Genomic DNA, 12924 nt, shown 5'->3' with positions numbered 1-12924 from the left:
GTTTAATCCACCGAGTCGCGTAGCCATGGAGCATGGGAACGAGCGACCGGTCGGAGTCCGACCCGGCGGGCGACCCACGAGCGGACTACGACTACGCGGCCGACGCGGTGGCACGACCGGGACTGGTCGCGGACTTAGACGACAGGGTCGCGGGCGAGGTGCGGTTCGACGACTACTCGCGGCAGCTGTACGCGACGGACGCGAGCATCTACGAAGTGACGCCCGTCGGCGTCGTCTACCCGGAGTCGACCGCCGACGTGGCAGCCGTCGTCTCCTACTGCGCCGAGCGGGCCATCCCGGTACTCCCCCGGGGCGGCGGCACGTCACTCGCGGGCCAGAGCGTCAACGAGGCCGTCGTCCTCGATTTCACTCGCCACATGGACGGGGTTCTCGCGGTCGACCCCGACGGGCGGTCGGCTCGCGCCGAGCCGGGCGCCATCCTCGGCGAGCTGAACGCCGAGCTGGCCGCCCACGGCCTGAAGTTCGCGCCCGACCCCGCCTGGGGAGACAAGTCCGCACTCGGCGGTGCCATCGGTAACAACTCCACGGGCGCCCACTCGCTGCAGTACGGCAAGACCGACGCCTACGTCGAGGAATGTGAAGTCGTCCTCGCCGACGGGACCGTCACTCGCTTCGGCGCGGTGACACTGGACGAACTCCGCGAGCGCGCGGACCCCGACGGAGACCTCGAAGCTCGCATCTATACCGTCCTCGCCAGGGTCGTCGACGAGGAGATCGACGCCGTCGAAGCGGCGTTTCCCGAGCTGAAGCGCAACGTCTCGGGCTACAACCTCGACACGTTCGTCGCCGAGGCCCGCGAAGCACTGGACGCAGAGGGCGCCGATGCTCCCGAGGGACCTCCGGCGACCGTCAACGTCGCCCGTCTGCTCGCCGGCAGCGAGGGCACCCTCGCGATCGTCACCGAGGCGACCGTCTCGCTAGAGCCGGTCCCCGAGACGAAGGGATTGGCGCTGCTCACCTACGACGACCTGCTCGACGCGCTGGAGGACGTCCAGCCGATCCTCGAACACGACCCCGCCGCCGTCGAAGTGCTCGACGACGTGTTGCTGGATCTGGCCGCGGACACCGAGGAGTTCGGCGACCTGGTCGACTCGGTGCTCCCCGAGGGCACGGGCTCGGTCCTGCTCGTGGAGTTCTACGCCGAGACCGACGAGGAGGGGCGCCAGCGGGTCGCCGACCTGATCGCCGACCGAGTGGGCGACACGGTGGACGCCGAGCGGCTCGGCGACGCCCTGGTCGGCGCGGCGACCACCGAGACCGGCCCGACCGAGGGGGCAGCCGACGTGACCGACGCGCCGATTCGGGCGTTCGCGGCCCGCGAGGCCCACGACGAAGCCGACCGCGCTCGCTTCTGGAAACTGCGCAAGAGCGGCCTGCCGATCCTGCTCTCGCGGACGACCGACGCGAAACACGGCAGTTTCATCGAGGACACCGCCGTCCCGCCGGCGAACCTCGCGGAGTTCGTCGCCGACTTCCAGGCGGTCCTGGAGGACCACGACACCTACGCGAGTTTCTACGCCCACGCGGGGCCGGGCTGTCTGCACATCCGGCCGCTGATCGACACGAAGAGCGTCGACGGCGTGGCCGCGATGGAGTCCATCGCCGACGCGGTGACCGACCTCGTCGTCGAGTACGACGGGTCGGTCTCTGGCGAGCACGGCGACGGCCGCGCCCGGACCCAGTGGAACCGGAAACTCTACGGCGAGGAGGTGTGGGACCTGTTCCGCGACATCAAGGCCACCTTCGACCCCGACTGGCTCCTGAACCCTGGGCAGGTCGTCGGCGTCGACGCGGCCGACGTGGCGGCTGGCGAGGCGCCCGACCGCGCCCGGACCGTCGACATGACCGAGGACCTGCGGTTCGACCCCGACTACGGCTTCGATGCTGGCTTCGAGCCCGACCTCAACTGGGACAACGACAACGGCATGCAGGGCATGGTCGAGCTCTGCCACGGCTGCGGCGGCTGTCGCGGCAGCCAGGACACCACCGGCGGCGTGATGTGCCCGACCTACCGCGCGGCCGACGAGGAGGTGACCGCCACGCGAGGCCGGGCGAACATGCTTCGTCAAGCCATGAGCGGCGACCTCCCCGAGGACCCGACCGACGACGAGTTCGTCAGCGAGGTGATGGACCTGTGTATCGGCTGCAAGGGCTGTGCGAAAGACTGCCCGAGCGAGGTCGACATGGCGAAGCTCAAGGCGGAGGTCGAACACGCCCACCACGAAGAGCACGGCACGAGCCTCCGCGAGCGCGTCTTCGCCAACGTCGACCGGCTGAGCGCGCTGGGGTCCGCCACCGCGCCCGTCTCGAACTGGCTGCAGAAGCTCCCCGGGAGCGGTCTCGTCGCCGAGCGCGTGCTGGGGATCGCCCGCGAGCGGACGCTCCCGACGTTCGAACGCGAGTCGTTCGTCGACTGGTTCGCCGGCCGCGACGCGGGCGTCCCCGAGGCCGACGCCGAGCGCAAGGCGCTGGTCTTCCCCGACACGTACACCAACTACAGCCACCCCGAAGCGGGGAAGGCGGCCGTTCGCGTCCTCGAAGCGGCCGGCGTCCACGTCGACGTCCCCGACGACGTGGCCGCCAGCGGCCGCGCCGCCCACTCGAAGGGCTTTCTCGACACCGCCCGCGAGCGCGCCGACCGCAACGTCGACGAACTCGCCCCGCGGATCGCCGACGGCTGGGATCTGGTCGTCGTCGAACCGTCAGACGCGGTGATGTTCCAGCACGACTACCTGGATCTGCTCTCGGGCGCGGCCGTCGAGACGGTCGCGGCCAACGCCTACGGCGTCTGCGAGTACGTCGACCGCTTCCGCCTCGACGAGTCGATCGACTTCGACGCCCCCGCCGAGTCGCTCACCTACCACGGCCACTGCCACCAGAAAGCCATCAAGAAGGACCACCACGCCGTCGGCGCCCTCCGACGCGCGGGCTACGAGGTGGACGCCCTGGATTCGGGCTGTTGCGGCATGGCCGGCAGCTTCGGCTACGAGGCCGAACACTACTCGATGAGCAAGGCTATCGCGTCGATCCTCTACGACCAGGTCGACGACAGTCCCGGGGACGAAGTCGTCGCCCCCGGCGCCTCCTGCCGGTCGCAACTCGACGACCACGAAGCGGGCGACTCGCCGCCACACCCCGTCGAGCGGCTCGCCGAGGCGGTCGCGCTCGAAACGTGACGTGTGGTAGCACACTTTTCGAAGGACCCGCCAGACTTTAATAGGCTCATCTCGTCTGGGTAACTGCAATGGCGACCGGTACGGTTGACTTCTTCAACGACACTGGCGGTTACGGTTTCATCGACACTGACGACGCCGACGAGGACGTGTTCTTCCACATGGAGGACATCGGCGGTCCTGACCTCGAGGAGGGGCAGGAAGTCGAGTTCGACATCGTTCAGGCAGACAAAGGCCCGCGCGCCGAGAACCTGGAGCGTCTGTAACAATGGCGACCGGGAAAGTCGACTTCTTCAACGACACCGGCGGCTACGGCTTCATCGACACCGACGACGCGGACGAAGACGTCTTCTTCCACATGGAAGACGTCGGCGGCCCCGACCTCGAAGAGGGTCAGGAAGTCGAGTTCGATATCGAGCAAGCGGACAAGGGTCCCCGAGCGACCAACCTGGAGCGTCTGTAACGATGGCGACCGGCAAGGTCGACTTCTTCAACGACACCGGCGGCTACGGCTTCATCGACACGGAAGACGCCGACGAGGACGTCTTCTTCCACATGGAGGACGTGGGCGGTCCGGACCTCGAAGAGGGACAGGAAGTCGAGTTCGACATCGAGCAGGCCGACAAAGGCCCGCGCGCGACGAACCTCGAGCGCCTGTAACTGCGGCTCCTGGTGGGTTCCCACCACGGTCCGTCTCACCGGTGAGCGGCCGCTCTCGCCACCGAACCCGCGCCGCTTCCGACCCGAATACCTTCGGCGAGCGGTCGCGATCGCCGGGCGTTTCCCGGCTCGAGACCGTGGGACACAAGAGCCAGCGCGTCGGAGTGGCGACAATGAGTGACGCAGACGCCGTCGACACCGACCTCTACCAGCGCGCCCAGGCACTCCTCGAACCCGGCGAGATCGAGCTCGTCGGCGTGATCGTCCACACCGACCTGTCGGGCGACCAGGAACCGACGCTCCACGAGTCGACCCTGGAGATCGGCAACTACATCGCCGAGTACGCCGGCATCGAGCCGACCGACACGTACGTCTATTCGGGCAACGACGACGGCGAGTTCGGCGTCAACCAGCACCAGGGACTCACCCTCGACGACGACGAGTTCGTCTGGGAGTGCCAGCAGCTGCTCCGCGAGGGCACTTTCGACGTGGTGTTCTACTACGAGGCCGACGTCGATCAAGAGGGGCTGGTCGAAGCCCTCCGCGAGGCCGACTACGACGCCGTCGGCGTCGAACCGGAGTCCTGACCGAAACCGAACGGTACCCGAAACCGAACGGTACCCGAAACCGAACGGTGCCCGAAACCGAACGGTACCCGAAACCGAACGGTACCCGAAACCGAACGGTACCCGAAACCGAACGGTACCCGAAACCGAACGGTACCCGAAACCGAACGACGACCGAGGTCGGTGGGGGGACGGGGGTCGACGGTAGTCCCCGCCGAACGGCGCGTCGACCGTGCGATGTCCGCGTGCGATCGACGGAAACAGCCAGATTTTGGCTCGGTGGTCGCCGGTACCGATCGAGACCCTACGTCTCAGTACCAGCTTTCGACACGCAGGTGGTACGGACGACCGTGCCGATAAAGGCGGACCACGATCGGGTGAGTGTGTCGTCGTCGGGGCCTGCGAGACTGCGACCGTTCGGACGACCTTTCGGTCGGGTAGTTACGCGATATCGGACGGCGATGGCCCGGCGAACCGATATCGTCGACAGTGTATAACTCGGAGATACTGTTCGAAATAAATATCAAACGAACGATATCGATCGATTTCTCATATCGAGAACTATTTCCCCGGTTTATCCGTTCGAGAATCGAACCACGAGACGCCTTCCGAGGGGGGAGGCAAGCGAGGGTAACCGATATATGCAAGTGAAATCATTCAGCGGCGACATCCCGTCGTCGACAGAGGACGAACTACTGGAGAAACCGAACGTGATGGCAGTGGGACGGGGGCCAAAGCGAAGCGACGGGGACGTCCTCGACGAGGAGGCGGTCGTGGTGATCGTCCGACGGAAGCTGCCGGCGGCGGAGCTCGCGGACGACGACCTCGTTCCCGAGACCGTCGACGCGGACGAAGAGACCGTACAGACGGACGTGGTGGACGCGGGTGGGGAGTTCTACGCGCTGGCCCAGCAGTACGCGCGGTCGGACGAATCGGTGTCCCGGCGGCCCAGCGAGCCGGCGACGGGTCGACCGATCGAGCGGCCAGGCCGACAGGAGTACGTCGGCGCGGTGGGACCGGCCCAGACGCGGATGGACAAGTGGCGACCGGCCTCGGCCGGCGTGTCGGTCGGACACACCGAAATCTCCGCGGGGACACTCGGAACCTCACCGCTGTACACGAGCGACAACGAGACGGTCTTCCTGACCAACGCCCACGTCGCGGCACCCGCCAAACGGGCGAGCGCCGGTGACAGCATCCTCCAGCCGGGCCGTCACGACGGCGGGTCGGCGCCGGACGACACCATCGGGGAGCTCCTCGAGTGGTCCGAGCTGAGCGAAGACGAGGTCAATCGGACCGACAGCGCGCTCGTCCGAGTCGAGGACGATATCGTCGAGGGGGACATCCTCGGGATCCCGGACCTCGAGGGCTGGGCGAACGCCCGGTACGGAGAGGCCCACGTCAAGAGTGGGCGGACGACGGGCGTGACGAGTTCGAAGCTGATCGCGACCGACCTGCGCGCGAAGGTCAACTACGGCCACCCGTTCACCGAGCCACTGGAGTTCGAGGGGCTCGACGTCTTCGGCGCGATGAGCAGCGGCGGCGACAGCGGGAGCGTCATCGGGACGCTCCGTTCAGACGGGTTCTACGGCACGGACCTCCTGTTCGCCGGGAGCCCACGGATCACCCTCGGTATCCCGATGGGAACCGTGCAGGACGAACACGGCACGCTCGAACCGATGTCGGCCCGCCGCGGAACGAGTTCCGGCGCCAGCGGGAACGCGGGCGGCACCCCGTCGGCGGGTCAGATGCAGCAGGGCCAGCCGGCCACACCCATCGGCGACCAACGCCGCCGAGCACCGTCGGCCCAAGACGCCGCTGGGGCGATAGACACCGCCACGACGGAACAGGCGACGATCCAGGGCGTCAGCGACCCGGTCGACCACTTCTCCGGGTCGTTGAACCCCGGACAGCACCAGCTCTGGTGGTCCGGTCCGTGGGACCCCCGATACTCGGTCGACTACTACGTCGACCCGCTGAACCCGGAGGGTCGCATCGAGAGTTCCGTCCACTCCGTCAAGATGGACTCGAACGGCCGGCTGTTCTACTACATCAACGTGAAGAACATCGCGAACGTCGCGACGCGCTTCCGGGCTCGCTACGTCTACCACTGGAAGTGATCGACTATGCGAGTCTCAATCACTATCGACGACGAAGGAGAGGGCGTGTCGGTCGGCAGTAACCGCGGGGAAGCCATCGAGAGGACCGCGGACGAGCCGACCGAACTCGACTCTCTCCCGGGGGAACACCTCTCCGCCGGACGCGCCAGCGCCGGCGACACCGGATACAACCCGGAGGGGCTCCCGACGGTCTCGTTCGGTCCGGAAGGGCACGAGGGGGGTCCCGACGCACCGACAGGGTCCGGAACCACCGCGGCCGGCGGATCGATGGCGACCCCCGCGGACCAGGGACCACCGCCCGTCAGCGGGCGGAGCTACCCGCTGATGCCGTCTCGCGGTGGCGCCGACCCGGCCGACATCTTCCTGGGTAACGAGTACTGAACGCGGTCGGAACCGTTCCGACCGTCGGATCCGCTCAGTCGTCGACCGACCGGCTGCCGCCCGGCGGGAGGAACTCCTGGATGCGGTCGGCGCTGGCGACCTTCCGAACGAACGCGTCGTCGGCGAAGCGGCCTTTGAACTCCCGGTAGAGCCGCATCGCGATGTCGTTCTGGGCGAACTGTCCCGGTTCCACTTCGACGGTCGTCTCGGCTTTCGGTTCGATGGCCGCCGGCGGGCCGCCGATCACGCGCGTCTCGGGCTCGCAAGTGATCCCGACCGCGACGCCGACCTCGGTGGACTCGTAGTAGGTGCGATCCCCGCGAATGGCGAAGCCCCCCTTCTCCAGGAACTCGCCGCTCTCGGGCGTCTTCGACACCTGGTCGGAGCCGACCTCGTACACGTCGCCGGCGAACTTGCCGTCCTTCCAGACCGACGAATAGGAGACCGCGAACTGCGCGGCCTCGCGCTTGCTCGACTCGGGGACCTCTACGTCGTCGTCGTACGATTCGGAGGGGCCGGTGGCCTTGAGGATCGTCGCGGGGCCGCCGTGGGCCTGCGCGTGGAAGAAGCGGTCACCGCGGTCGAGGTACTTCTTGACCAGATCCTCGTTGTCGTCGGCGTCCCGGCCACCGATGACGAGGAAGCCGTCGCTGGTGTGGAACCACCGATACGCCTCGAACCAGTGCTCGGACTGGCGGACCGGGATCGACGGCTCGGAGAGCCAGTCGACTGGCCCGTCTTCGTCGTCCGATTCGCCGTCGCCGTCTCCGCCCCCGTTCCCGCCCGCGTCGCCGGCGTCGGTGGCCTCCCACTCTTCTTTGCGCTGCTCGACTGCTTCCAGTTCCGCTCTGGTCTGGGCGATGGCCTCCTCGGCGCCCTCCTTCTTGCCCTCGATGCGCTTGGCCTCCCGATACAGTCGGTCGGCGTTCTTCTCGACGCCCTCGTTCGCCACCAGCGTGACCCGCTCGCCGTCGATCTCGACGGTCACGGTCCCCTCGCTGCCGTCGAGGGAGACGACCGCCTCGGCGGCGGGGATGCCCTGCTCGGCGCCCTCCGCGAAGCGCTCCTCGATGTCGTCCCACGAGCGGTCCTCCGCGCGGGCGCCCTGAACCGTCGAGAGGATGTCGTCGACGAGGTCGTAGTTGGCGTACAGCGCCTCGGCGTTCTCGCGCTCGCGCTCGGCCTGGGCCTCGAAGTCCTCGATTGCCCCCCGCTGTTGCTCGATGATCCGCTCGTGTTTGGCGATCTCCGACTCGAAGTCGGGCCGTCCCCGGTCGCCGCCCGCGGCGTCGCCCCCGGTATCGTCGTCCTCGTCGCTGGCGAAGGTGAAGTAGTCGTCCAGCGCCTCGTTGAACGAGTCGAACGGCTCGCCGTAGCGGTCGTCGTACTCCGCCAGCGGGATCGGCGTCACGTCGACGCGCTGGCCCTCGATCGCGCCGTCGTCGTCCGTCGGATCCTCGGCGTCGGGGTCGTCGAGGTCGTAGTAGACTCGGGGGTCCAGATCGCTGTCGGCCAACCGGTCGGCCAGCCGCCGGAGGGCGTCGTACAGCGCCCGCAACTGGTCGTCGGTCGCCTCCTCGATTGGGACGTTGTAATCGACGCCCGCGAGCGTGCACAGCTCCTCGCCGTAGAGGCCGCCGAAGTTGAGCTGCGTGGCGAGCGTCCTGACCAGATCGGAGTCGGAGTCGCGCATCCGCGCCTCGAAGGCGTCGTAGTCGACGCCCAGCGGATTGAACCGCGCGCTCGGGAACTCGTACTGGGCGCCCGGCGCGACCGTCCGCGATTTGAGCCGCACAGTTTCGAGACAGTCGATCACCTCGCCGGTGCCGTCGAGGATGGCGACGTTGCCGTCGCCGAACAGCTCGGCGACGATCGTGGTCGTCTCCTCGTCGCGCTCGAAGGTGAGTTCGAGGATGCGGTCGAACTGGAACTGCGACACGTCGACCAGTTCGGCCCCCTGCATCCGGTTGCGGAGCATCATCGCGAAGTTCGGCGGTCGCTCGGGCGCCGCCGGGAGGTTGTCCGGGTCGGTGACGTTGACCCGTTTGTCCTCGCCGACCTCGACGAGCAGCTCCGTCCGTCCCAGGTCGTAGTGGCGCATCCGGAACCGCAGCAGGTCGCGGTCGGGATAGAGGTAGACCTTCCCGACGCCCGCACCCTCGTAGTCCGATAGCTCGCCGGCGAGCGCCGCGAGGTCGACGCTCGTCAGTTCCCGCTTTCTGTCCATATCACACCGTCCGTGCTCGGCGGCAAATGCCTGTCGCACCGTCCGTCGCGGGCCGGGGCAACCCGGTTTCTCTCACAACCGAGCGGCGCACTCCAAAAGCGCCTGTCGCCCGCCCGAGATCAGCGGCGTGCCGTGGCCCATCGCGGCGACCTCGAACGGGGGAGCGCGCTGGCTCAGGTCCCGGATGCTCTCGGTCAGCGCTCGCATGTCGTAGGAGTCGAGCCAGAACGGAGGGGTGAGCCGGCCGTCGTCCTCCCAGGTGAGGTCACCGAGGAAAGCCGCGCCCGAGTCGTGGACGAAGACGGTGTGGCCGGGGTTGTGGCCGGGCGTGTGGTAGGCGGTGAACCGGCCGATCTCGTCGCCGTCTTCGACGCCGCGCACGTCCATGTGGTCGGGGAGCGGATAGATCAGCCGCGCCGCGCGGTGGAACAGTCCCTTGTGGTGGAGCAGCTTCGGCTCGCTCTCGCCGCGTCCGAGCGCGAGGTCGTCGGCGCCGATGTACACCGGCCCGTCGAACTCGCCGTCGAGCGCCCGCAGGCCACCGGTGTGGTCGATGTCGTAGTGGGTGAGGAACACGCGGTCGACGTCGCCCACCTCGTAGCCGATCTCCGACAGCTCGGCGCCCAGAGACGGGCGGTTCCAGGGCAGTCCGGGGTCGACGAGGGTGACGGTCCCGTCGTCGACGAGGTAGCCGTTGGTCGCGAACGGCGGCACCAGTCCGATGTCGAGCAGCCAGACCCCCTCGGCGAGTCGCTTCGGCATGTACAGTCCAGTTAGCGAGCGAGCGGCAAAACGGTGCTGGCCGCGACCGATACCGGTCGTCGGAGGGTCAAATCAGGGTTTGTGTCTGCACAAGACACTCCTATCGCGTCCGCGACCGTCCGGTATGCGACACCGGACGGCGCTCGCTCTCGCACTCGTCGCTCTCGTCGCGGGGCTAAGCGGCTGTTCGGCCGAGGGGTCGCTGTCGTTGACACCCGTCGACGACCGCGCGCTCGCCCAGGAGGCGAGCCACGTCCTGCCTACGGACGGCTCGCCGGACGAAGACGAACGCGTGGTGCGGCGAGCGATCGATAACGGCACCGCCACGGCAGTCGGCGAGCGCCCACCCGTCGACGAGCAGCTCCCGTTCCGGCACGACGGCCGTTTCTACGCCGTCGAGTACGCCGAGAACGGGACCGAACCGGGCTACGAGTTCGGGATCCGGATCGACTTCAACGCCTCCACGGTCGACGGGCGGGTCGTCGACTACCAGAAGCTACCGGCTGTCGACAGGGACGCCCTGGCGTTCGTGCTCTCTCGGGACCTGCCCGACGAGGGCGCCCTCGAACCGGGATTCGACTTCGGCGTCGGCGGCACCTACACCGAAGACGACGCCGAGTCGTCGGTGCTGGTGCCGGCACAGGAGTACGACGCGGTGAGATACGAAGGCGAGGTCTACCCTATCGACGTGGAGGCCGAACGGACGGAGCTGACCGTCTACCGCTACGAGGCGAGCGAGGTCGCCGGGAGCCACGAGACCTACGCGGACTCGCTCCGCGAGCGCTACGAGTTCGAACTCTCCGGGCTCTCCCAGGGGGAGCGTGACCTCGTGAACGATTCTCTCAACGAGACCTACTGGGTAGAGGACAGCGACAACCGAGCGTTCGACGCGCTGGTCGACCGGTTCCGCGCCCAAAATCCGGTCGAGGAGACCGACTACGGTGGGTCCTACGTCGTCCGCTACGATGGGGGCCTCTACTGGGCCGAAATCGACTACGGGGGCTACGCGACCGACGAGTAGCGGTCTCCCGTCCGGCTGTGACTGGCGGCCTCGGTCACAGCCGCTTGTTCACGTACGGGCCAGGTCCCACCTTTTTCCCTCGGGGTCGCTCGGCGACCCGCTCGGCAAAAACGTGGGCGAAAAAGCCGAGCGCTCACCCCGTTCGCGCTCGGGACGACGGATCGGCCGCTCTCACAGTCGCTTGCTCACGTACGGGCCAGGTCCCACCTTTTTCCCTCGGGGTCGCTCGGCGACCCGCTCGGCAAAAACGTGGGCGAAAAAGCCGAGCGCTCACCCCGTTCGCGCTCGGGACGACGGATCGGCCGCTCTCACAGTCGCTTGCTCACGTACGGGCCGTCTTGGCGGTAGCCGAGCTTCTCGCGGTAGTACTGCCGAACGCCGATACCCGAGAGGACGGCCAGCTTGTCGTAGCCGGCGTCGGCGGCCAGCCGCTCGGCTTCGGCCAGCAGTCGCTTGCCGTACCCCTGGTGTTGGTGACTCCCGCTCCCCTCGCCCGCGGACTGGCCCACCCCGACTTCGCTCCCGTAGACGTGGAGTTCGCGGACCACTGCAGCGTCCTGCAGCTCGCGTCGGACCGGGTCGTTCGGGAACCGCAGCCGACAGAACCCGACCAGAACCCCCTTCTGGCGGTCCTCGAAGCTGACGAAGTGCTCGCGGCCACCCGCCACTTCGTAGGTGTCGACGGCGAGCGTGACTTCCTCGGGCTCCTCGTCGTGATGCCCCACTTCCCGACAGCGGATGCAGTCGCAGGTCCAGCCGTGCTCGTCCATGCGCTGGCGGGCCAGTTGTCGGAGGTTGGACTTCCAGACGCCGCCCTCGATGAAGTCCGCGGGGATGTCCCGCTGCACTCGCTGGAGGCGCGTGTACTCGGGGATCATCGACTTGATCTCCGCGACCAACTCGGCCGCCTCGTCGTTGGAGAGCGGTTCGAACTCGTCTTTTCGGTACCAGTCGTAGGTCACGGTCCCCTCGACGACGAGCGTGGGGTATATCTTCAGGAAGTCGGGTCGCCAGTCGGTGTTCTCGAAGATGCGTCGGAAGTCTTCCAGACACATCTCCTTGCTCATCCCGGGCTGGCCGGGCATCATGTGGAAGCCGACCTTGAACCCCGAGTCGCGCAGCCGGCGGTTGGCGTCGATGGCGTCCTGCGTGCCGTGGCCGCGGTGCATCTCCCGATTGATCCGCTCGAAGGTGGTCTGGACGCCCACCTCGACCTTCGTCGCGCCGAGGTCGAGCATCCGGTCGATCTGCTCGGGGTCGCACCAGTCGGGCTTGGTCTCGAACGTCGTGGCGACGTTGCGCACCTCGGCGGTCTCGTTCTCGGCGATCACGTCCTCGACGTAGCTGAACTCGCGATCCTCGGGGTCCTGGGCGAAGCTCCTGTCCTCCGCCGGTTGGGGGTTTCCCTCCGGGTCGTACTCGTTCATCGCCTCCAGGGCGCGCTTGACGAACCACTCCTGGTAGTCGTGGCTCCGGGCGGTCATCGTCCCGCCCATCAGGATCAGCTCGGCCTTGTCGACCGGATGGCCGATCTGGCGGAGCTGTTCGAGCCGCAGGCGCACCTGTCCGTAGGGGTCGTAGTCGTTCTGGACCCCGCGGGCGGCCGCGGGCTCGTGGCCGGTGTACGACTGCGCGGAGGAGAACTCCGAGTCGGGACCGCCGGGACAGTACAGACACTTCCCGTGGGGACAGCGCTTCGGCGAGGTCATGATCGCGATCGGGGAGACGCCCGACGCGGTGCGAACGGGCTTGCGCTGGAGGACCGCCTCCAGCTCCTCGCGGCGCTCGTCGGGCCCGAAGTCGATGAGGTCCGAATTTCTGGGGACCTTCGGGGAGGAGTACTTCCCGCAGACCTCTTTCTTCGCGTTCTCGACGTCGTCTTTCTCGATCTCGCCGGCGAGGATGCGGTCGACGAGTTCCCGGCAGGCCTTCAGGAACGCCTCCGGTTCGTCCGCTTCGGGCTCGCTCGCGTCCGGCGTCTCGGTGCTCATCG

General features: G+C 67.7%; 11 protein-coding genes. 8 read left to right on the top strand and 3 right to left on the bottom strand.

Annotated features, from left to right (window positions below; translation table 11 throughout):
• Nucleotides 1-32 precede the first annotated feature (32 nt).
• The 7 genes from I7X12_RS16665 (at nt 33) to I7X12_RS16635 (ending at nt 6921) form a co-directional block, all read left to right on the top strand.
• Nucleotides 33-3197: an FAD-binding and (Fe-S)-binding domain-containing protein gene (locus I7X12_RS16665; protein ID WP_198061159.1), complete on the top strand. Its 3165-nt coding sequence runs from the start codon at nt 33-35 to the stop codon at nt 3195-3197.
• 68 nt (nt 3198-3265) lie between these two features.
• On the top strand, nt 3266-3460 hold the full coding sequence (locus I7X12_RS16660) for a cold-shock protein (RefSeq protein ID WP_006883802.1): 195 nt from the start codon (nt 3266-3268) through the stop codon (nt 3458-3460).
• Nucleotides 3461-3462: 2 nt separating this feature from the next.
• Entirely contained in the window at nt 3463-3657 is a 195-nt protein-coding gene (locus tag I7X12_RS16655; protein WP_006883801.1) for a cold-shock protein, read from the top strand.
• Between the two features lie 2 nt (nt 3658-3659).
• Nucleotides 3660-3854 (top strand): cold-shock protein, encoded by a 195-nt coding sequence (locus I7X12_RS16650; RefSeq protein ID WP_198061158.1) that lies wholly within the window; start codon nt 3660-3662, stop codon nt 3852-3854.
• 173 nt (nt 3855-4027) lie between these two features.
• Complete coding sequence (locus I7X12_RS16645) at nt 4028-4441, top strand: DUF5778 family protein (RefSeq protein WP_198061157.1); 414 nt, start codon at nt 4028-4030, stop codon at nt 4439-4441.
• Between the two features lie 620 nt (nt 4442-5061).
• A complete protein-coding gene (locus I7X12_RS16640) occupies nt 5062-6540 on the top strand; it encodes a chymotrypsin family serine protease (protein ID WP_198061156.1) in 1479 nt (492 codons plus the stop codon).
• A gap of 6 nt (nt 6541-6546) precedes the next feature.
• Nucleotides 6547-6921 carry a hypothetical protein gene (locus I7X12_RS16635; protein WP_198061155.1) on the top strand — a complete coding sequence of 125 codons (375 nt, stop codon included), beginning with the start codon at nt 6547-6549 and terminating at the stop codon, nt 6919-6921.
• Nucleotides 6922-6955: 34 nt separating this feature from the next.
• Here the strand turns inward: I7X12_RS16635 and rqcH are convergent, their stop codons facing one another.
• On the bottom strand, nt 6956-9148 hold the full coding sequence (rqcH, locus tag I7X12_RS16630; protein WP_198061154.1) for a ribosome rescue protein RqcH: 2193 nt from the start codon (nt 9146-9148) through the stop codon (nt 6956-6958).
• Between the two features lie 72 nt (nt 9149-9220).
• Nucleotides 9221-9910, bottom strand: a complete 690-nt coding sequence (locus I7X12_RS16625) for an MBL fold metallo-hydrolase (protein WP_198061153.1) — start codon at nt 9908-9910, stop codon at nt 9221-9223.
• 124 nt (nt 9911-10034) lie between these two features.
• On the opposite strand from I7X12_RS16625, the gene I7X12_RS16620 reads away from it, so the two are divergent.
• On the top strand, nt 10035-10931 hold the full coding sequence (locus I7X12_RS16620; RefSeq protein WP_198061152.1) for a hypothetical protein: 897 nt from the start codon (nt 10035-10037) through the stop codon (nt 10929-10931).
• 308 nt (nt 10932-11239) lie between these two features.
• Here I7X12_RS16620 and I7X12_RS16615 read toward each other — a convergent pair whose 3' ends face one another.
• The gene (locus I7X12_RS16615) at nt 11240-12922 is read right to left on the bottom strand and encodes a tRNA uridine(34) 5-carboxymethylaminomethyl modification radical SAM/GNAT enzyme Elp3 (RefSeq protein WP_198061151.1); all 1683 of its coding nucleotides are present in this window, start codon (nt 12920-12922) and stop codon (nt 11240-11242) included.
• Nucleotides 12923-12924: the final 2 nt, after the last annotated feature.

The organism is Halosimplex litoreum, from assembly GCF_016065055.1.
GTDB classification, from domain to species: Archaea; Halobacteriota; Halobacteria; order Halobacteriales; family Haloarculaceae; genus Halosimplex; species Halosimplex litoreum.
Note: the sequence above shows the minus strand (reverse complement) of the source record. Positions and strands in the feature narration are given on the sequence as shown.